Origin of the sequence: Kitasatospora terrestris, from assembly GCF_039542905.1 — a bacterium.
GTDB lineage: Bacteria > Actinomycetota > Actinomycetes > Streptomycetales > Streptomycetaceae > Kitasatospora > Kitasatospora terrestris.
This window is the reverse complement of the sequence record NZ_BAABIS010000001.1, coordinates 4,853,132-4,872,531: the sequence shown is the minus strand read 5'-3', so window position 1 is coordinate 4,872,531 and position 19,400 is coordinate 4,853,132. Positions and strand designations below refer to the sequence as shown.

Here is a 19,400-nt window from a genome sequence, read left to right as displayed (position 1 = left end):
GTCTGCGACACGTCTTCCCTTCGCGGTCCGGGTTACCTACGATGCCGTAGGTTACGGCCACGTAGGTATCGGCACGGTCCCTCCGGAATCCCCAGGAACCCCCATGACCATTCAGGCCGACGAGGCGGCGCCCGGCGCCGTCGTCGAAGCGGCCGAGCCGCCGCCGATCTCCGCCACGCTGGGCGGGGAGAAGCAGGGGCTCGCCGAGCGGATCACCCTCGCCCTCTTCATCGGCATCCCGTTCCTGGCCCTGGTCGCCGCCGTCCCGGCGGCCTGGGGGTGGGGCCTGGGCTGGCTCGACCTGTCGCTCGCCGCGGGCATGTACTTCCTGACCTGCCACGGCATCACCATCGGCTACCACCGGTACTTCACCCACAGCTCCTTCAAGGCCGGCCGGGCGCTGCGGATCGCCCTCGCGGTCGCCGGCAGCCTGGCCGTCGAGGGCCCGCTGGTGCGCTGGGTCGCCGACCACCGCAAGCACCACCGGTACAGCGACAAGGACGGCGACCCGCACTCGCCGTGGCGCTACGGCGAGACCGTGCCCGCCCTGCTCAAGGGCCTGTGGTGGGCGCACATGGGCTGGCTCTTCGACGAGGAGCAGACCCCGCAGCAGAAGTACGCCCCGGACCTGGTCGCCGACACCGCCATAAGGAACATCTCCCGGCTGTTCTGGCTGTGGACCCTGATCTCGATGCTGATCCCGCCGGTCGTCGGCGGACTGGTCACGCTCTCCTGGCAGGGCGCGCTGTCCGCGTTCTTCTGGGGCTCGCTGGTCCGGGTCGCGCTGCTGCACCACGTCACCTGGTCGATCAACTCGATCTGCCACGCGGTCGGCGAGCGCCCCTTCAAGTCCCGCGACCGCTCCGGCAACGTCTGGTGGCTGGCCGTGCTGTCCTGCGGCGAGTCCTGGCACAACCTGCACCACGCCGACCCGACCTCGGCCCGGCACGGCGTGCTGCGCGGCCAGGTCGACTCCTCCGCCCGGCTGATCCGCTGGTTCGAGCTGGCGGGCTGGGCGAGCGACGTCCGCTGGCCGACCGCCAAGCGGATCGACGCCCGCCGCGCCGGATGAGGCGAGTCCTGCAGCATGATGTAGGGGTGAACGGGAGCAACGGAGGCAAAAAGGCCGGCGGCCGGGTCCGGATGACCGGCAAGCAGCGCCGGGAGCAGCTGCTCGAAATCGGCCGGTCGGTCTTCGCCGAGCGCGGTTACGACGGCACCTCCGTGGAGGAGATCGCCGAGCGGGCCGGGGTGTCCAAGCCGGTGGTGTACGAGCACTTCGGCGGCAAGGAGGGGCTGTACGCGGTCGTCGTCGACCGCGAGATGCAGCTCCTCCTCGACATGGTGACCGGCGCGCTGACCGGCGGGCACTCCCGGGAACTGCTGGAGCAGGCCGCCTTCGCGCTGATGGACTACATCGACACCTCGACCGACGGCTTCAAGATCCTGGTCCGCGACTCGCCGGTGGCGCAGTCCACCGGCAGCTTCGCCTCGCTGATCGGCGACATCGCCACCCAGGTCGAGGACATCCTGGGGCTGGAGTTCAAGTCCCGGGGCTTCGACCCGCGGCTCGCCCCGATGTACTCCCAGATGCTGGTCGGCATGGTCGCCCTCACCGGCCAGTGGTGGCTGGAGGTCCGCAAGCCCGGCAAGGCCGAGGTCGCCGCCCACCTGGTCAACCTCGCCTGGCACGGACTGGAGGGACTGGAGCGCCACCCCAAGCTGGTCGGCGACCGCAAGACCTGAGCTGCTGCCGTCGCCGGGCCCCGGGCATAGGCTGGCCGGGCGACGTTCGGAAGGTCTCCCGTGGCGGTCTTCATCCTGGCGATCGGCGCGGCCTGCTGCCTCGGCCTCGGGTTCGTGCTCCAGCAGCACGCGGCCCAGCGCGCCCCCAAGAGCGATCTGCTGCACTGGCGGCTGCTGCTCCACCTGGCGCGGATGCCCGACTGGCTGCTCGGCATCGCGTTCATGATCGCCGGTCAGGTGCTCAGCGCCCTCGCCCTCGGCCAGGGCGAGGTCGCCCTCGTCGAACCGCTCCTCGCCACCAACCTGGTCTTCGCGATGGCCCTCGCCCGGGTCCTCACCGGCACCTCGCTCGGCCGCTCCGGCTGGATGGGTGTCGTGCTGATCGCCCTCGGCGTGGCCGTCTTCATCGCCGCCGGGCAGCCCACCGGCGGCGGCGCCCGGGCCGGCCCCCTGCGCTTCTGGCTGGTCGTCGGCGTGGTCTCCGGGCTGGCGCTGGTCCTGGTCGCGATCGCCCGCCGCTTCGACCTGTTCGAGGAGGCCACCCTGCTCGCCCTCGCCGCCGGTCTCCTCTACGGCCTCCAGGACGCGCTCACCCGGATGAGCGCGGACCGACTGGAGGACGGCGGGATCGGCGAGGCGCTGCGGAGCTGGCAGCCGTACGCCGTGATCGCCATCGGGGTGGTCGGGCTGCTGCTCGTCCAGTCCGCGTTCGAGGCGGCGCCGCTGCGGATGTCCCTGCCCGCGCTCACCGCCGCCCAGCCCATCGCCGGCATCGCCTGCGCCGTCGGCTTCCTCGGCGACACCCTGCGGGTCACCCCGGCCGCCGTCACCGCCCAGGTCCTCGGCCTGCTCGCCGTCGTCACCGGCGTCGTCGTCCTCGGCCGCCACCCCGCCATGCCCGGCCAGGGCCACCACACCCACCTGCCGCACCTGCCGCACCTGCCCGCGAGCAACCACCGGGACGGGGCCTAGCCTGGCTCCATGTGCTGGAGCGCCCAGGCCGATGCGGTGGCGGGCGGCGCCGTGGCCGCGCTCGGCGTCGCCTGCCTGGTCCCCGTCCGCGACGTCCGCCGGCTCCCCCTCGCCTGCCTCCCGCTGCTCCTCGGGGTGCACCAGCTGCTGGAGGCGGCCGTCTGGTCGGGCGGGGCGTGGGCCCGCACGCCCTGGGCGGTGATCGCCCTGCCGCTGCTCCCCCTGCTGGTCCCTGCCGGGGTGCTCGCCGCCACCGGCCGCCGGAGCGCCGCCGTCCTGACCGCGGTCGGCGCGGCGGTGGCGCTCCCGCTGGCCGCGGACCTCGCCGCGGATCCGCTCTCGGCGAGCCCGCACGGCCACACCCTCACGTACGGCATCGGCGTGCCGTACGCCCCGCTGCTGCTCGCCGGCTACCTGCTGGCGACCGTCGGCTCGCTCCTGCTCAGCGGCGACCGGACGCTGCGCCTGCTCGGCGTCCTGACCGGGGCCGGCGCCCTGGTCTGCGCGGCGCTCTGGCACTACGCGTTCGTCTCCACCTGGTGCGCGGTGGCGGCGGCGGCCGGCCTGGTGCTGCTCCCCTGGGCCCGGCGGCCGGCCGGGCCCTAGCGGGGCGCTCCGGTGCGGACGGCCACCGCGAAGACGCGGCGGAAGGGGAAGACCGTGCCGTGCGGGCCGGCCGGGTAGGCGTCGCGCAGGAGGGCGGCGTACTCGGCCTCGAACGCGGCCCGTTCCGCGGGGTCGGGGAGGAGGGCGAGGACGGGCCGCAGGGCGGTGCCGCGGACCCACTCCAGCACCGGGTCGTCCCCGGTCAGCAGGGTGCTGTAGGTGGTCTCCCAGACGTCGGCCGTCGCGCAGCCGGCGCCGAGCAGGACGTCCAGGTACTCCTCGGGCCGGTGCACCCCCGCGCGGACCGCGTCCTGGCCGAGCGCCTCCCGCCAGCGCGGGCTGCGGCGCAGGTCGGCGAGGAGCCGGTGGCTCGGTGCGTCGAAGTTCCCGGGCACCTGGAAGGCGAGCACCCCGCCGGGCCGCAGCGCGGCGGCCCAGCGGGTCAGTACGGCGAGGTGGCCGGGGGCCCGTCCCTCCTTGCCCGCCTTCGGCGAGGAGGGCCCTTCTGCCGCCTGGCCGGCTGCCGAGAAGCCCAACCACTGCAGGGTCGCGTTGGAGGCGATCAGGTCGGGCCGCTCGCCGGCCGGGTCCCAGGTCGCGGCGTCGGCGAGCCGGTACTCGGCGCCGGCGACTCCCGCCGCGGCGGCCAGCATCTCGGGTGAGCTGTCGATGCCGACCAGGGTGGCGTCGGGCCAGCGCTCGCGCAGCACCTCGGTGGAGTTGCCCGGGCCGCAGCCGATGTCGAGGACGACGGGCGCGGGCGGCAGGGCCGGCACCCGGGCCAGGAGTTCGCGGAAGGGCCGGGTCCGCTCGTCGGCGAACCGGAGGTACTGCTGGGGATCCCAGGTGGTCACGGCGGGCCTCGCAAAGTATCTCGACATCAAGATATCCACGAAAAGTCTCCATCGCGTTATCTCTTGATGTCAAGAGACTTCACATCGACACAACCCCCGATACACTGATCGCCATGGAGGACGAGGTCGACCGCCTGGTCGCAGCATGGCGCCGAGAGCGCCCCGACCTCGACGTGGAACCGCTCGAGGTGCTCAGCCGGGTCAGCCGACTCGCCCGGCACCTCGACCGCGCCCGCCGCACGGCGTTCGCCGAGCACGGCCTGGAGCCGTGGGAGTTCGACGTGCTGACCGCGCTGCGCCGGGCCGGCTCGCCGTACCAGCTCTCCCCCGGCCAGCTGCTGACCCAGACCCTGGTCACCTCGGGCACCATGACCAACCGGATCGACCGGCTCACCGGCAAGGGCCTGGTGGTCCGCCTCCCCGACCCGGACGACCGTCGCGGGGTGCTGGTCCGGCTGACCGACGAGGGCCGGGACAAGGCCGACCAGGCACTGGCCGGGCTGCTCGGCCACGAGCGCGAGCTGCTCGCCCGGCTGAGCGCCGCCCAGCAGGGCGAGCTCGCCGCGCTGCTGCGCGCCCTGGTCGCCCCGTTCGACCGCGCCGGCTGACCCGCGCCGCCCACCCGCGCCGGCTGACCCGCGCCGCCCGCCCGACGGCTTTCGCGCGGCGGAGGCGGCCCGTCCACGTGACCGGTGCCGCCTCCTCGGCGAGCTCGCGGTCCACCCGTCAGAAGCCGTCCGGGTAGGGGGTGGCGAGCGCCGGGACCGGATCCGCCGCGGGGGTGCGGTAGCCGGGCAGCAGCTCGGCCAGCCGACGGCGGACCTCCGGGTCGGAGTTGACCGACGCGGCCTGGTAGAGCCCGGTCAACCCGCCCGCCAGGTCCTCCGGGCCGGCGTCGTGCTCGGCGACGGTGGCGAAGATCCGGGCGTGCTCGGTGGGCAGCCGCTCCTCGCCCTCGGAGAACAGCGCCTCGTTGAGCTTCTCGCCGGCCCGCAGGCCGGTGTACCGGATCTGCACCTCCTCCGGGCCCAGCTGCACCTGCTCGGCGAAGTTGTGCACCAGGTCGACGATCCGCACCGGCTCGCCCATGTCGAGCACGAACACCTCGCCGCCCTCGGCCATCCGGCCGGCCTCCAGCACCAGGCCGACCGCCTCCTCGATGGTCATGAAGAAGCGCGTCACGTCGGGGTGGGTGACGGTCACCGGACCGCCGCTGCGCAGCTGCTCGGCGAGCACCGAGAGCAGTGAGCCGCGCGAGCCCAGCACGTTGCCGAACCGGACGGCGGAGAACACGCCGGTGCCGAGGTTGCGGGCGTCCCGGGCGTTGGCCTGGACGATCAGCTCGGCGAGCCGCTTGGACGCGCCGAGCACCGAGGTCGGGTCGGCCGCCTTGTCGGTGGAGATCAGCACGAACCGCTCGACGCCGGTGGCCAGCGCCGCCTCGACCAGGTTGTCGGTGCCCAGCACGTTGGACTTCACCGCCTCGCTGGGGTGGCGCTCCAGCAGCGGCAGGTGCTTGTGCGCCGCCGCGTGGAAGACCACCTCGGGCTTGAGGTCGCGGAAGATCTGCTGGATCCGCGGCCGGTCCCGGATGTCGGCGATCACCAGGGAGTCGTCGGTGAGCAGTGCCTCGCCCCAGATCTCCAGCTGGAGGCGGTGCAGATTCGACTCGTCGTGGTCCAGCATGTAGAGCTCGGACGGGCCGAACGCATGGACCTGGCGGCAGAGTTCACTGCCGATCGAGCCGCCGGCGCCGGTCACCAGGACTCTCCGCCCCTCGATCACCGCGCGGACGTCCGGGGAGACCACGTGCACCTCGTGCCGGCCGATCAGCCGGTTCACGTCCAGGGTGCGCATGTCGGAGCCGACCACCTCGCGGCGGAGCGCCGACAGGAAGGACGGCAGGTAGCGGACGGCCACCCCGGCGGCGGCCGCCGAGGTCGCCAACTCCCTTACCTGCTGGTGCGGGAGGCCGGGGATGGCGAGCACCACGACCTGGGCGCGGTGCGCGACGGCCAGGTCGGTGAGCTCGGCCAGCCGGCCGAGGACGGGTACGCCGGCGATCTCCAGGCCGGCCTTGGCGGGGTCGTCGTCCAGGACACCGATCGGGCGCAGCCCGAACTCCGGTGTTCGGCCCAGGTCGCGGACGAGGGCGGACCCGGCGGCGCCGGCCCCGATCACCAGGGCGCGCAGGCCGGTCGGGCCGGCCGGCTGTCCGGGAATCCGTGTACTGATCGAATTCAGGCGTGCGGCAGTGCTGTTCGGCGACATCTGTCCTCCGGTATCCCTGACCTCACGGATTCGGTACCCGGTCGGCGCGCGGGCTCAGCCGACGCCCGGGCCCGTGGTCGAGGCGACGGTCGATGGGGCGGTTGAGGCGACGGTGGGGCCCGCGGCCGGGGAAGCGGAAGCGGGAGAGGGTTCGGGTGTGGTGGTAGGGGGGTCGGAGGGGGCGATCCCCGCCCGGCGGGCCACGGCGACGGCCGCGAGGGTGGAGTGCACCCCCAGCTTGCCCAGGACGTTCTGCATGTGGGTGCGGACGGTGTGCGGCGAGAGGTAGAGCCGCTCGGCGACCGCCTGCCGGCCGAGGCCGGCGACCATGCACCGCAGCACCTCCTCCTCGCGCGGGGTGAGTGCCGCGACCAGCCGCTCGCTCTCCGAGCGGTCCCGCCGGGCGGAGGTCAACTCCCTTACCACGCCGGTGAGCAGGGTGGGCGGCAGGTGGGTCTCGTCGCGCAGCACGCCGCGGACGACGGCCATCAGCGCGGTGAGCGAGCTGTCCTTCGCCACCCAGCCGCAGGCGCCGGCCTGGAGTGCGCGGACGGCGCGCTGCGGGTCGTCCGCGGCCGCGAGCACCACGGCGCGCAGCGCCGGGTGGGCACGGCAGACCCGGGCGAGCGCGGCGATGCCGTCGACGGCGGAGTGGATCCGGGCCGCCGGGACGGGCCCCGCGGGCGGCGGGGCCGGGGCGGTGGGCGGGGCCGCGCGGCGGGGCTGCGGGACCGCGAAGGCGGTGCTGCGGGGCTCCGGCACGAGGGGCCGGCGGTGCGGCGGGACGGGGCCGGCGCCGAGGTCGGCGTCGATCAGCACCACGTCGTACGGGCGGTGTTCGGCGGCGGCGCGGTCCAGGGCGCGTTCGGCCGCGACCGCACTGCCCGCGGCGCCGACGTCCACGTCGGGCTCGGCGGCGAGCGCCGTGGCCAGTGCCTCGGCGAAGATCCGGTGGCCGTCGACCACCAGGACGCGGATCCGCCCCATCGTCACTTCCCCCCTGCTACGGCCCGACCCCCACCGGTGCCGGACTCAGCGTACGGGCGGACGGGGCGACGGCGTGGGGGATTCGTGAAGTTCCCGCAAGCGACAAATGGTTCGAGCAACCACAACAGGGGCGCGTGCGGGATCGTCCCCACGCGCCCCTGTCGAAGGCCGACTCGGGCCTACAGGCGGCGTGCTCCGGCCGCCGGCGTGGCCGCGAAGGCGCGGGGAGCGGCGTACCCGGCGTCGGCGAAGGCCGCGGCGACGGCGCCGGCCACGGTGTCGAGCAGTTCGGCGGCGACCAGGGCGATGACGGAGCCGCCGAAGCCGCCGCCGGTCATCCGGGCGCCGAGGGCGCCGGCCGCCACGGCGGTGTCCGCCGCGAGGTCGGTCTCCGGGCAGGAGACCCGGTAGTCGTCCCGCAGCGAGGCGTGCCCGGCGGTGAGGATCGGCCCGATCCCGGCCAGGTCGCCCGCGTCCAGCAGCCGGATCGCCTGCTGGACCCGCCCGTCCTCGGTGACCACGTGCCGCACCAGCGGACGCAGTTCGGCCGGCAGCCGGCCGAGCGCGGCGTCCAGGCCGTCGGCCGGCAGGTCCCGCAGGGCGGGCAGCCCGAGCAGCTCGGCGGCCCGCTCGCAGCCGGCCCGCAGCTCGGCGTACGCCCCGTCGGCGAGGTCGTGCTTGACCCGGGTGTCGATCACCAGCAGGCGCAGGCCCGCGCCGGCCAGGTCGATCGGCACCTGGCGCTGCCCCAGGTCACGGGTGTCGAGCAGCAGGGCCGACCCCTCGGCGCAGCACATCGAGGCCATCTGGTCCATCACCCCGCAGGGCACGCCGACGAAGTCGTTCTCCGCCTTCTGCGCGAGCAGCGCCAGCTCGGGCGCCGTGAGCCCCAGCCCGTACAGGTCGTTGTACGCGACGCCGACCGCGCACTCCAGGGCGGCGGAGGAGGACAGGCCGGCACCGGTCGGCACGTCGCTGTCGAACCACAGGTCCGCGCCGCCGACCCGGTGGCCGGCCTGCCGGAGCGTCCAGACCACGGCGGCCGGGTACTTGGCCCAGCCCGCGACCGCGCCGGGGGCGAGCCCGTCGAGGCGCAGCTCGACGACCTCGCCGTCGCCCTGGGCGCTCCACAGGCGCAGCACGCCGTCGTCGCGGCGCCGGGCCTCGGCCCGGACGTGGTGCGGGAGGGCGATCGGGAGCACGAACCCGTCGTTGTAGTCGGTGTGCTCGCCGATCAGGTTGACCCGGCCGGGCGCCGCCCAGGCCCCTTCCGGGGCGGCGCCGTACACGGTCTGGAAGTCGTTCATCAGGCTCGGTGCTCCAGGGTGAAGTTCCAGGCGTCGGCGACGATGTCGTCGAGCGAGGGGCGGCTGGGCTGCCAGCCGAGCGCCTGGTGGGCGCGGGCGGCGGAGGCGACCAGGACGGCGGGGTCGCCGGGGCGGCGCTCGGAGACCACCACGGGGATCTCGCGGCCGGTGACCCGCTTGACGGACTCGATCACCTCGCGGACCGAGAAGCCGCTGCCGTTGCCGAGGTTGCAGATCAGGTGCTCGCCGGGCTTGGCGGCCTTCAGGGCGAGCAGGTGCGCCTCGGCGAGGTCGGCGACGTGGATGTAGTCGCGGACGCAGGTGCCGTCGGGGGTCGGGTAGTCGTCGCCGTAGACGGCGATGTGCGGGCGCTGCCCGAGGGCGGCCTGGAAGACCAGCGGGATCAGGTGCGACTCGGGCTCGTGCCGCTCGCCCCAGGTCTTGTACGCGCCGGCCACGTTGAAGTAGCGCAGCGAGACGGCGGCCAGGCCGTGCGCGACGGCCTCGCTGGTGATCAGGTGGTCGACGGCCAGCTTGGTGGCGCCGTAGGTGTTGGTCGGCGCGGTGCGCGCGGTCTCCGCGATCGGGACCTCCTCCGGCTCGCCGTAGGTGGCGGCGGTGGAGGAGAACACCAGCTTGCGGACGCCGGCCTTGCGCATCGCGGAGATCAGCTCGAGCGAGCCGGCCACGTTGTTGCGCCAGTACTTCTCCGGGTCGGCGACCGACTCGCCGACCTGCGAGGAGGCGGCGAAGTGCAGCACCGCCTCGTAGGAGGAGTCGAGGACCTCGGCGGCGTCCTGGATCCGGCCGCGGACGAACTCGGCGCCGGCCGGGACGCCCTCCAGGAAGCCGGTCGACAGGTCGTCGAGCACGGTGACCTGGTGCCCCGCCTCGAGCAGGTGGGCGGCGACGACGCTGCCGACGTAGCCGGCACCGCCGGTGACCAGGTACTTGCTCATGATGCAACCTCCCGCAGGCGCTGTGCCGCCGCCTCCGGCGACACATCGTTGACGAACGCGTCCATGCCGGACTCCACGCCGGCCAGGAACTTCAGCTTGCCGACCGTCCGCCGGATCGTGAACAGCTCCAGGTGCAGGGCCAGTTCCTCGCCGTGGAGGGTGGGTGCCTGGTGCCATGCGGCGATGTACGGCGTCGGGGCGACGGAAGTATTGTCCCCCGGCTCCGTGAAGAGCCGGTCAAAGCGGCGGAGAAGTTCCAGGTAGACCTCGGGGAACTCGGCCCGCTCGGCCTCGTTCAGGCCGGTCAGGTCGGCCACCCGGCGGTTGGGGTAGAGGTGGACCTCGTACGGCCAGCGGGCGGCGAAGGGCACGAAGGCCGTCCAGTGCTCGCCCGCCAGGACCACCCGGACGGGGTCGCGGCGCTCGGCGGCGAGCAGGTCCTCGAAGAGGTTGCCGCCGGTCCGCCGCCGGTGCTCGGCGGCGGCGGCGATCATCTTCGCGGTGCGCGGGGTGGTGAACGGGAAGGCGTAGATCTGGCCGTGCGGGTGGGCCAGGGTGACGCCGATCTCGGCGCCCCGGTTCTCGAAGGCGTAGACCTGCTCGACGCCGGGCAGCGCGGAGAGCTCGGCCGTCCGGTCGGTCCACGCGTCCAGCACCAGGCGGGCCTTGGCCGGGGTGAGGTCGGCGAAGGAGGCGCCGTGGTCGGCGGTGAAGCAGACCACCTCGCAGCGCCCGGCACCGGCCGCGATCACGTGCAGCGGGTCGCCGTCCCCCGCCGGGGCCGGGGCGCCGGGCGCGAGCGAGGGGAAGCGGTTCTCGAACACCGCCACGTCGTACGCGTCGGCCGGGATCTCGCTGAGCCGGCCGTCGGCCGACGGGCAGAGCGGGCACTCGTCGGCCGGCGGGTGGTAGGTGCGGCCCTGGCGGTGGGCGGCCACCGTGACCCGGTCGCCGGTCGCCGGGTCCCGGCGGATCTCGGACAGGCTCGCGGTGGGCTCCAGCGGGCGCAGGTCGGCGGAGTCGCGGACGGCGGACTCGTCACTGTCGAAGTAGATGAGTTCGCGGCCGTCCGCGAGCTTGGTCACGGTCCTCTTCATGTCCGACAGTTTCAAACACACCCACACATTAGTCAACACTCCCGGACATGGCCGCGCTCCCGGAGGACGGCCGGGCGCCGGTGGGTCCGCGCGGGGCGGTCAGTTCCGGCGCCAGCCCGGGTCGCGGCCGGTCAGCGCGATCAACCGCTCGAACGGCGGGGCGTCCGGCCCGGTCGGGACGGCCTCCGCGAACATCCCCATCTCCCGGCCGGTCGGCGCCAGCTCCGCCGTCAGCGGCACCAGGTGCCCGACCGCCGCCGGATCCGGGGCGAACGCCACCCCGAGCGCCGCCGCCAGGTCCCAGACGTGCACCGTCAGGTCGAGCAGCACCATCCCGCCGACCCGGTCCGCCGGCATCCCCATCCCGCCGGTCACCCCCTCGACCGCGGCCGGCCGCGACCACGCCGCCGCCAGCCGCTCGCCCTCCCGCACGAACCGCTCCCGCCAGTCCCCCGCCAGCCAGTCCCGGTCCTCGGCCCAGTCCACCGGCCGCTTCTCGGCCAACTCCTGGAAGTTGACCACCACCTGCATCAGGTGCCCGAGCAGCTCCCGCACCGTGTAGTCGCCGCACGGCGTCGGCAGCTCCAGCTGCTCCTCCGCCACCCCGCGCACCACCGGGGCCGCCTGCCGCAGCGCCCCGTCGATCAACCCGCCGATCATCGTCGTCATACCGGCCACGCTAGGCAGCGCGCCGGCCCCGGGGCTTGAAGAAACGCGACAGTACGATCGGGCCATGGCACCCAGGCGGGACACCCGCGGCATCCTCGACGCCGCCGGGCTGCTCTCCCTGGTCCGCTTCCGCCGCCGCGAGGCCGCCGAGCCGCTGCGCCGGTACGTCGAGCACTACTGGCTGATCGACTGGGACCTCCCCCGGCCGTACACCACCCGGGTGCTGCCCCACCCCTCGGTCAACCTGGTGCTCCAGCGGTACGGCGACGCTCCCGCGCACGGCGAGCTCACCGGGATCGCCCCCGGCGTCTTCCGGCAGCGGCTGGCCGGCACCGGCCGGGTCTGCGGCGTCCAGTTCCGGCCCGGCGGCTTCGGCCCGTTCGCCCGCGACCACCCGGTCTCCCACTGGACCGGACGGCGCGTCCCGCTGCCCGAGGCGCTGCCCGGCACCCCGCCCGCCGCCACCGTCACCGGGCCCGCGGACGAGGACGACCGGGTCGCCGCGCTGGACGCCCTGCTGCTGGGCCTGCGGCCCGAACCGGACCCGGACACCGACCTGGCCGTCGCCCTCGCCGAGCGGATCCGCACCGACCGGACCCTGCGCCGGGTCGCCGACCTCGCGGCGGACGCCGGACTGTCGGTCCGCGCCCTGCAGCGGCTGTTCGCCCGGCAGGTCGGCGTCGGCCCGAAGTGGGTGATCCTGCGGCACCGGATCCACGAGGCGATCGAACGCGCCGAGACCGGCACCGCCGTCGACTGGGCCGCCCTCGCCCACGAACTCGGCTACAGCGACCAGGCCCACCTCACCCGCGACTTCACCGCCACCCTCGGCGTCCCCCCGACCGCCTACGCCGGCGGCTGGGCCCCGCCGGCCGCGTCCCCGACCCCACGGGGACGGAGCGGCTAGCGCAGGCGGTCCAGCAGGCCGGTGCGGGCGGCCACCGCCGCCGCCTCCAGGCGGGAGCGGGCGCCCAGCTTCATCAGGACCCGCTGCACGTGGGTGCGCGCGGTGCTCGACGCGATCGCCATCCCGGCGGCGATCGCCGCGGTGTCCTCGCCCTCGGCGATCCGCACCAGCACCTGCACCTCCCGCCGGGTCAGCACCCGCAGCAGCCGCAGCGCCTCGTCGTCCGGCTCCGCCGCCGGCCACAGCAGGTGCTCGAACGCCGTCCGCAGCACGTCCACCGCGACCGCCGCCTCCCCGGCCCGGACCCGGCCGATCGCCCGGTCCACCAGGTCGATCCGCTCGTCGCCCCGGACGTAGCCGGAGGCCCCGGCCGCGAACGCGCCGGCCACCCGGCCCGGCACCCCGAGCGGGCCGAGCACCACCACCGCGACCTCCGGCCGCTCCCGGCGCAGCCGCCGCAGCGGCGCGTACGGGTCCTGGTCCGGCGGGTGCCCGCCGACCCCGAAGAGGCAGACGTCCGGCCGGCGGCCGGCCATCAGCTCCACCGCCGCGCCCGACGGCGCGCCCACCGCCAGCACCCGGTGGCCGCGCTGCTGCAGCGCGGCCGCCAACGCCTCGGCGAGCAGCCGGTGGTCGTCCACCACCACGAGTCGCGCACTCAACGCCCAGCACCCCCGTCCCCGGCTCCGCGACCGGCTGACGCACCATCACAGCGCATCCCCACCGCTCTCGCCAGAGCCCGGACAGCACGAAGGCCCCCCGCCGGTGGCGGGGGGCCTTCGATCCTCTGAGCCCCCATGCGGAATCGAACCGCAGACCTTCTCCTTACCATGGAGACGCTCTACCGACTGAGCTATAGGGGCCGGCTCCGGGCTTCCGTCTTTCCTGCCCGTCGCAACGAGGAAGACATTACATGGTCAGCGAGCCGGTTGGGAAATCGTCGCGGCACCGCCGCGCACGGCGAGGTCGCCGCCCCGGGTCTCGGGCAGCGCGGCGAGGCAGGCCAGCGAGACCAGGCCCAGGGCGGCGAGGTACCAGCCGACCGGCTGGGCGGTGCCGTAGTGCGCGGTGAGCCGGGTGGCGGCGATCGGCGCGGTCGCTCCGCCGACCACGCCGCCGAGGTTGTAGGCGAGCGCCGCGCCGGTGTACCGCACGGGGGTGGGGAACAGCTCCGGCAGGTACGCGGCGATCGGCCCGAAGAGGGCCCCGAGCACCGCCATCGACCCGATCAGGGCGAGCGCCGCCCAGCCGGTCCGCCCGGTCTCCAGCAGCGGGAAGAGCAGCACCGCCCAGCCGGCGGCCGCGGCCGCCGCGGCCCGCAGGGTGCGCCGCCGCCCGTACCGGTCGGCCGCCCCGGCGCCGGTCCACCCGGTCGCGGCCATCACCACCGACCCGGCCATCAGCAGACCGAGCACCGGGCCGCGTCCCAGCCCCAGCTCCCCGGTGGCGTAGGCGAGGGCGTACGTGGTGGTCACGTAGAACAGCCCGTACCCGACCACCAGCGTGCCCGCCCCGAGCAGCACCGCCCGCAGGTGCCGCCGCAGCACCTCGGCGAGCGGCACCCGCACCGGTTCGCCGGCTGACCGGAACAGCGGCGTCTCGGCCACCCGCAGCCGGACGAACAGCCCGACCGCGACCAGGGCGAGCGAGGCCAGGAACGGCAGCCGCCAGCCCCAGCCGCGGAAGTCCGCCTCGCCGAGCGTCCGGGCGAGCAGCAGGTAGGCGCCGGTGGCGAGGAAGAAACCCGTGCAGGGGCCGAGTTGGAGGTACCCGCCGTACCGGCCGCGCCGCCCGGGCGGGGCGTACTCGGCGAGCAGCAGGGCCGCCCCGCCCCACTCGCCGCCCAGGCCGAGGCCCTGGCAGAAGCGCAGCGCGGTGAGCAGCGCCGGCGCCCACAGGCCCCACTCCCGGTAGCCGGGCAGCACTCCGACCGCCGCCGTGGACAGGCCCATCAGCAGCAGCGACGCCACCAGGGTGGCCCTGCGGCCGAGCCGGTCGCCGAAGTGCCCGAAGAGCACCGCGCCGAGCGGCCGGGCGAGGAAGGCCACCGCGTACACCGAGAAGGCGGCGAGCAGCGCCCCGGCGCCGCCCAGGTCGGGGAAGTACACGGCGGGGAAGACCAGGGCGGCGGCGGTGCCGTAGATGAAGAAGTCGTAGAACTCGATGGCGGTGCCGGTGAGCGCGGCCGCGGCCACCCGGCGCAGGTCCGTCGCCGACGGGGTGTCAGGGGTCATGCCGCCCACGATGTCCGGTCGCTGACCTGCGCGGACAGCAGGCGGCAGGGTGATTCGGGAGCGCACCGGTCCGGGTGCGCCGCGGGTGGTGCGTCCGGGCTCCGACGGCGGTATGGTGACCGCTCCCGGCGTGGAAGGGGCGGACGCATGAGGGATCTCTTCGACGAGAACGGGGTGTTCGACCGGGTCGTCGCGGTCGCCTGTCTCGGCCTCAGCCTGTTGCTGCTCGACCTCGGTGTCGGCCAGGTCCGGCAGGGCGGCTCACCGGCCTGGGCGATCACCGGCGGCGCCCTGGTCCTGGCCTCCGGGTGGGAGACCTTCCGGCGCTTCCGCCACCCCCGCTGAGCGCAGGGGCGCCGACCGGACCGGGCGGCGGCACTCCCGTCCGGATCGGCGCGTGATCCCTTGTCAGCCCCCGGCCGCCCGACCGCCTGGTGGGCGCGCGCCGCCCGGCCGGCCCGGCCGCCGCTGCCGCGGGCGCTGATGGTGCGCGGGGCGCTCGGCACGGCCGTCCCGCTCGGTCTGGGGCTGCTGCTGGGCCGGCTGGACCTCGCCACCTTCGCAGCGCTCGGCGCGATGCACGCCACCATGAACGACCGGGTCGAGCCGTTCCGGCTGCGGGCGCCGCGGATCGCGCTCGCGCCGGCCGCCGACGAGCTGGACGCCCTGCTGGGCCGACCCGGGGACACCGGAGGTACGGCGAAAGGCGGTTGTTGCCGTCAGTGGCGGCTGCCACACTCCTTCTCGGCTCGGCGGCGACCCCGCCGTCGGCCGTCCGGTCACCACTTCTCGGGGGATGAAGCATGACGTTCAGCCTGCCCAACCGCCCGCTCGCCCGGTCCGCCGCGGGCGTCGGCCTCGCCCTGGCGCTCGCCGCCGGGACCACCCTGCTCACCGGATCCGCCGCGCACGCCCAGACCGTCACCAGCGGGTCGCTCGCCTTCTCCGGCGACCCGGGCGACTGGATCAGCGGGGGCCAGTCCTACAGCTACTCCACCGCCGGCCAGGACCGCCTCGACGTCACGGCGAACCCGGAGCACACGGCGATCAGCGTCTCGCTGAGCGGCGCCCACGGCGACTGGTGGTACCTCGACCTGGCCGCGCCGGAGGGGCAGACCCTGCAGGCCGGCACCTACACCGGTGCCACCCGCTCGCCCTTCAACGGCCCCGCCGAGCCCGGCCTGAGCCTGTCCGGCGACGGCCGCGGCTGCAACACCCTGACCGGCTCCTTCACCATCACCGACGTGGTGTACGGCCCGAACGGCTACGTCCAGACCCTGGACGCCGCCTTCGAGCAGCACTGCGAGGGCGGGTCCGCGGCCGCCCGCGGCGAGGTCCACCTCAGCAACCCGGCGCCGCCGGCCGAGCTGGCCCTGGGCGTCGGCGTCGCGGTGGACGGCACGGCGAGCACGCTCAACGGCAACGCCACCGTGCACGGCACCGTGACCTGCAACAAGCCCGTCGCGGTGAACGTCAGCAACCGGGTGACCCAGGTCAGCCACCGCGCGCTGATCCGCGGCAGCTACGGCACCACCGTGAACTGCACGCCGGGCGCGCCGGTCGCGTGGAGCGCCACGGTCGCGCCGGAGGGCGCGGTCCCGTTCCAGAAGGGCGACGTGGAGGTGGCCTCGACGGCGACCGCCCTCGACCCCGACTACCAGGTGAACGTGACCGCGACGAAGACCGTCGCGGTCCACCTCACCAAGGGCTGAGCCGCGCCGCGGGCCCGGGGCCGGGCCCCGGGCCCGCGGGGGCGGGTCAGACGTCCTCGGCCAGCTCCAGCCAGGCCATCTCCAGCTCCTCCTTCTCCTCCTTGACCTTGCGCAGCTGGGCGTCCAGCTCCGCGACCTTGGAGAAGTCGGCGGCGTTCTCGGCGAGCTTGGCGTGCAGCTTGGACTCCTGGTCGTCCAGCTTGGCGATCTGCCGCTCCAGCTTCTGCATCTCCTTCTTCGCCGCGCGGGTGTCCGCCGCGGGCTTGGCGGCGGCCGCGGGGGCGGGCGCCTGCGGGGCGGCGGCCTCGGCCATCGCGGCGCGGCGCTCCAGGTACTCGTCGACGCCGTTCGGCAGCATCCGCATCCGGCCGTCGCCGAGCAGTGCCTGCACGGTGTCGGTGGTGCGCTCGATGAAGAAGCGGTCGTGGCTGATCACGATCATCGAGCCGGGCCAGCCGTCGAGCAGGTCCTCCAGCTGGTTGAGGGTCTCGATGTCGAGGTCGTTGGTCGGCTCGTCGAGGAAGAGCACGTTCGGCTCGTCCATCAGCAGGCGCAGCAGCTGCAGCCGCCGCCGCTCGCCGCCGGACAGGTCGCCGACCGGCGTCCACTGCTTGTCCTTGCCGAAGCCGAACTGCTCGCAGAGCTGGCCGGCGCTCATCTCCCGGCCCTTGCCGAGGTCGACCCGGCCGCGCACCTGCTCCACGGCCTGCAGCACCCGGGTGGCCGGGTCCAGCTCCGCCACCTCCTGGGAGAGGTAGGCCAGGCGGACCGTCTTGCCGACCTTGATCACGCCGGACGCGGGCTGCACGTCGCCCTCGGTGGCGAACGCCGCCTGCATCGCCCGCAGCAGCGAGGTCTTGCCGGCGCCGTTCACGCCCAGCAGGCCGATCCGGTCGCCCGGGCCGAGCTGCCAGGTGAGGTTCTCCAGCAGCAGCTTCGGGCCGGCCTTGACGGTCACGTTCTCCAGGTCGAAGACCGTGCGGCCGAGGCGGGCGTTGGCGAACTTCATCAGCTCGGACTTGTCGCGCGGCTCCGGCACGTCCGCGATCAGGGCGTTGGCCGCCTCGATCCGGTAGCGCGGCTTGGAGGTGCGGGCCGGGGCGCCGCGGCGCAGCCAGGCCAGCTCCTTGCGGGCCAGGTTCTGCCGCTTCTGCTCCTCGGTGGCCTCGATCCGGGAGCGCTCGGCGCGGGCGAAGACGTAGTCGGAGTAGCCGCCCTCGTACTCGCGGACCTCGCCGCGCTGGACGTCCCACATCCGGGTGCAGACCTGGTCCAGGAACCACCGGTCGTGGGTGACGCAGACCAGCGCGGAGCGGCGGTTCTGCAGGTGCTTGGCGAGCCAGGCGATGCCCTCGACGTCGAGGTGGTTGGTGGGCTCGTCCAGCACGACCAGGTCGGGCTCGCCGAGCAGCAGCTTGGCCAGCGCGATCCGGCGGCGCTCGCCGCCGGAGAGCGGGCCGATCACGGTGTCCAGGCCGTCCGCGAAGCCCGGCAGGTCCAGGCCGCCGAACAGGCCCTGGATGATGTCGCGGATCCGGGCGTCGCCGAGCCACTCGTGGTCGGCCCGGTCGGCGATCACCTCGTGCCGGATGGTGGCCTTCGGGTCGAGCGAGTCGTGCTGGGTGAGGACGGCCATCTGCAGCCCGCCCGAGTGGGTGATCCGGCCGCTGTCCGGCTCCTCCAGCTTGGCGAGCATGCGGATCAGCGTGGTCTTGCCGTCGCCGTTGCGGCCGACCACGCCGATCCGGTCGCCCTCGCTGACGCCCAGGCTGACGGCGTCCAGCAGGGCCCTGGTGCCGTAGACCTTGCTGACGGACTCGATGGTGGCGAGGTTGACGGCCACTGCTGCGTTACTCCCTGACTGGACACCCGGGCTCCCCGCCCGGTACGTCCAGCCTAGTGGCCGCCGCCGTCGGACCCGCCCGGCGCCGGGGCCCGTACGCGAAGGCCGCGTCCTCGACCGCCGCGTCCAGCGGCCTCGTCCGCCTCGCCGGAGACCGCGCCCGATTCCGCTCGGTCACCTCTGCCGGTCAGCGGGCCTCGTCCAGCCGGGCTCGCTGCTCGGCGGTCAGCTCCAGGTCGACCGCGTCCAGCGACTCCTGCAGCTGCCCGGTCGAGGACGCGCCGACCAGCGGGATCACCGGCACCGCGCCGCCGAGCAGCCAGGCCAGCACCACCTGGTTGGGCGTCGCGCCGCAGTCCTTCGCCACCTCGTGCAGCGCGGCCAGCCGGGCCGGCGTGCCCGCGTGGTCGAAGGACGGGCCGAGCGGCTTGTCCTGGCGCACGTACCCGCCGCCGAGCAGCGGCGAGTAGGCGATCAGCGCGAGCTCCGGGTTCTCGCGGACGTACGCCAGCAGGTCGCCCTGGACCGCCGCGTTGTCCCCGCCCTCGGAGAGCAGCCCCGGCAGGTCCGCGCGGCGCCGCAGGTAGCTGTGGCCGTACTGGAGCACCTGGTACCCGGGCAGTCCGGCCCGCTCGGCGATGTTGCGGGCCCGCTCCACCCGCCACGACCAGTGGTTGCTGACCCCGAGCAGCCCCACCGTGCCCTGTTCCACCAGCTCGCCGAAGGCGTGCACGGTCTCCTCCAGCGGCACCTTCGGGTCCTCGACGTGCGCGTACAGCAGGTCGAGCTTCTCCACCCCGAGCCGCTTGCGGCTGGCCTCCGACTGCTCCCGGACCACCTCGGCGGAGAGCCCCTCGCCGTTCTCCACGAAGCCCGTCCCCGGCGCCTTCGGCCGCGCTCCGAGCTTGGTGGCCACCACCACCTCGTCGGTGATCCCCCGGCTGCGCCGCCAGCGGCCGATCACCTCTTCGCTGGTCCCGCCCTGGCTGTCGTCCAGCCAGTACGCGTAGTTGTTGGCGGTGTCGACGAAGGTCCCGCCCGCCTCGACGAACCGGTCGAGGATCGCGAACGAGGTCGCCTCGTCGGTCAGCGTCCCGAACAGCATGGCGCCCAGGCTCAGCACGCTGACCTCGCGGCGGCCCCGCGCGTCGGTGCCGATGGTGCGGTACTTCATGGTGACTCCCCTCGCCGGCGGCCCGTGGGTTCCGGCCGCTGCCGAGGAGTCTGGATTCTGGA

Annotated in this window: 20 protein-coding genes and 1 tRNA gene; 9 read left to right on the top strand and 12 right to left on the bottom strand. The window is 74.6% G+C overall.

What is annotated here, in order from left to right; all coding sequences use genetic code 11:
• The first annotated feature begins 103 nt into the window (after nt 1-103).
• The 4 genes from ABEB06_RS22560 (at nt 104) to ABEB06_RS22545 (ending at nt 3,324) form a co-directional block, all read left to right on the top strand.
• A complete protein-coding gene (locus ABEB06_RS22560; RefSeq protein WP_345698694.1) occupies nt 104-1,072 on the top strand; it encodes an acyl-CoA desaturase in 969 nt (322 codons plus the stop codon).
• A gap of 71 nt (nt 1,073-1,143) precedes the next feature.
• Nucleotides 1,144-1,746: a TetR family transcriptional regulator gene (locus tag ABEB06_RS22555; protein ID WP_345701945.1), complete on the top strand. Its 603-nt coding sequence runs from the start codon at nt 1,144-1,146 to the stop codon at nt 1,744-1,746.
• Nucleotides 1,747-1,806: 60 nt separating this feature from the next.
• Nucleotides 1,807-2,718 carry a DMT family transporter gene (locus ABEB06_RS22550; protein ID WP_345698693.1) on the top strand — a complete coding sequence of 304 codons (912 nt, stop codon included), beginning with the start codon at nt 1,807-1,809 and terminating at the stop codon, nt 2,716-2,718.
• Nucleotides 2,719-2,727: 9 nt separating this feature from the next.
• Complete coding sequence (locus tag ABEB06_RS22545) at nt 2,728-3,324, top strand: DUF6629 family protein (protein ID WP_345698692.1); 597 nt, start codon at nt 2,728-2,730, stop codon at nt 3,322-3,324.
• On the opposite strand, the gene ABEB06_RS22540 is transcribed toward ABEB06_RS22545, so the two are convergent.
• Nucleotides 3,321-4,205, bottom strand: coding sequence for a methyltransferase domain-containing protein (locus ABEB06_RS22540; RefSeq protein WP_345698691.1), 885 nt, complete (start codon nt 4,203-4,205; stop codon nt 3,321-3,323). The two genes, ABEB06_RS22545 and ABEB06_RS22540, sit on opposite strands and share 4 nt — an antisense overlap.
• 86 nt (nt 4,206-4,291) lie before the next feature.
• On the opposite strand from ABEB06_RS22540, the gene ABEB06_RS22535 reads away from it, so the two are divergent.
• Complete coding sequence (locus tag ABEB06_RS22535) at nt 4,292-4,786, top strand: MarR family winged helix-turn-helix transcriptional regulator (RefSeq protein WP_345698690.1); 495 nt, start codon at nt 4,292-4,294, stop codon at nt 4,784-4,786.
• 118 nt (nt 4,787-4,904) lie between these two features.
• On the opposite strand, the gene ABEB06_RS22530 is transcribed toward ABEB06_RS22535, so the two are convergent.
• From ABEB06_RS22530 to ABEB06_RS22505, 6 genes are all read right to left on the bottom strand, one after another.
• Nucleotides 4,905-6,449 carry a polysaccharide biosynthesis protein gene (locus ABEB06_RS22530; RefSeq protein WP_345698689.1) on the bottom strand — a complete coding sequence of 515 codons (1,545 nt, stop codon included), beginning with the start codon at nt 6,447-6,449 and terminating at the stop codon, nt 4,905-4,907.
• A 54-nt stretch (nt 6,450-6,503) separates the two neighbouring features.
• Nucleotides 6,504-7,436 carry a LuxR C-terminal-related transcriptional regulator gene (locus tag ABEB06_RS22525; protein ID WP_345698688.1) on the bottom strand — a complete coding sequence of 311 codons (933 nt, stop codon included), beginning with the start codon at nt 7,434-7,436 and terminating at the stop codon, nt 6,504-6,506.
• 179 nt (nt 7,437-7,615) lie between these two features.
• A complete protein-coding gene (gene galK / locus ABEB06_RS22520) occupies nt 7,616-8,743 on the bottom strand; it encodes a galactokinase (RefSeq protein WP_345698687.1) in 1,128 nt (375 codons plus the stop codon).
• Nucleotides 8,743-9,702: a UDP-glucose 4-epimerase GalE gene (gene galE / locus ABEB06_RS22515; protein ID WP_345698686.1), complete on the bottom strand. Its 960-nt coding sequence runs from the start codon at nt 9,700-9,702 to the stop codon at nt 8,743-8,745. Before galE ends, galK begins: the two co-directional genes overlap by 1 nt.
• A complete protein-coding gene (gene galT / locus ABEB06_RS22510) occupies nt 9,699-10,799 on the bottom strand; it encodes a galactose-1-phosphate uridylyltransferase (RefSeq protein WP_345698685.1) in 1,101 nt (366 codons plus the stop codon). Before galT ends, galE begins: the two co-directional genes overlap by 4 nt.
• 99 nt (nt 10,800-10,898) lie before the next feature.
• On the bottom strand, nt 10,899-11,468 hold the full coding sequence (locus ABEB06_RS22505) for a TIGR03086 family metal-binding protein (protein WP_345698684.1): 570 nt from the start codon (nt 11,466-11,468) through the stop codon (nt 10,899-10,901).
• Nucleotides 11,469-11,532: 64 nt separating this feature from the next.
• Between ABEB06_RS22505 and ABEB06_RS22500 the strand changes: the two genes are divergently transcribed.
• Nucleotides 11,533-12,375: a DUF6597 domain-containing transcriptional factor gene (locus tag ABEB06_RS22500; protein ID WP_345698683.1), complete on the top strand. Its 843-nt coding sequence runs from the start codon at nt 11,533-11,535 to the stop codon at nt 12,373-12,375.
• Here ABEB06_RS22500 and ABEB06_RS22495 read toward each other — a convergent pair.
• The 3 genes from ABEB06_RS22495 to ABEB06_RS22485 form a co-directional block, all read right to left on the bottom strand.
• Complete coding sequence (locus ABEB06_RS22495; protein WP_345698682.1) at nt 12,372-13,037, bottom strand: LuxR C-terminal-related transcriptional regulator; 666 nt, start codon at nt 13,035-13,037, stop codon at nt 12,372-12,374. The two genes, ABEB06_RS22500 and ABEB06_RS22495, sit on opposite strands and share 4 nt — an antisense overlap.
• A 128-nt stretch (nt 13,038-13,165) precedes the next feature.
• Nucleotides 13,166-13,238: transfer RNA gene (locus tag ABEB06_RS22490), tRNA-Thr, on the bottom strand.
• Between the two features lie 54 nt (nt 13,239-13,292).
• On the bottom strand, nt 13,293-14,609 hold the full coding sequence (locus tag ABEB06_RS22485; protein WP_345698681.1) for an MFS transporter: 1,317 nt from the start codon (nt 14,607-14,609) through the stop codon (nt 13,293-13,295).
• Nucleotides 14,610-14,756: 147 nt separating this feature from the next.
• On the opposite strand from ABEB06_RS22485, the gene ABEB06_RS22480 reads away from it, so the two are divergent.
• The 3 genes from ABEB06_RS22480 to ABEB06_RS22470 are packed head-to-tail and all read left to right on the top strand — an operon-like array spanning nt 14,757 to nt 16,321.
• Nucleotides 14,757-14,954 (top strand): hypothetical protein, encoded by a 198-nt coding sequence (locus ABEB06_RS22480; protein ID WP_345698680.1) that lies wholly within the window; start codon nt 14,757-14,759, stop codon nt 14,952-14,954.
• Nucleotides 14,955-15,014: 60 nt separating this feature from the next.
• Nucleotides 15,015-15,416, top strand: a complete 402-nt coding sequence (locus ABEB06_RS22475) for a hypothetical protein (RefSeq protein ID WP_345698679.1) — start codon at nt 15,015-15,017, stop codon at nt 15,414-15,416.
• The gene (locus ABEB06_RS22470) at nt 15,413-16,321 is read left to right on the top strand and encodes a hypothetical protein (RefSeq protein ID WP_345698678.1); all 909 of its coding nucleotides are present in this window, start codon (nt 15,413-15,415) and stop codon (nt 16,319-16,321) included. The genes ABEB06_RS22475 and ABEB06_RS22470 overlap by 4 nt, the downstream gene beginning before the upstream one ends.
• 46 nt (nt 16,322-16,367) lie before the next feature.
• Here ABEB06_RS22470 and ABEB06_RS22465 read toward each other — a convergent pair whose 3' ends face one another.
• Entirely contained in the window at nt 16,368-18,164 is a 1,797-nt protein-coding gene (locus tag ABEB06_RS22465; protein ID WP_345698677.1) for an ABC-F family ATP-binding cassette domain-containing protein, read from the bottom strand.
• Nucleotides 18,165-18,351: 187 nt separating this feature from the next.
• Entirely contained in the window at nt 18,352-19,338 is a 987-nt protein-coding gene (locus tag ABEB06_RS22460) for an aldo/keto reductase (RefSeq protein ID WP_345698676.1), read from the bottom strand.
• Nucleotides 19,339-19,400: the final 62 nt, after the last annotated feature.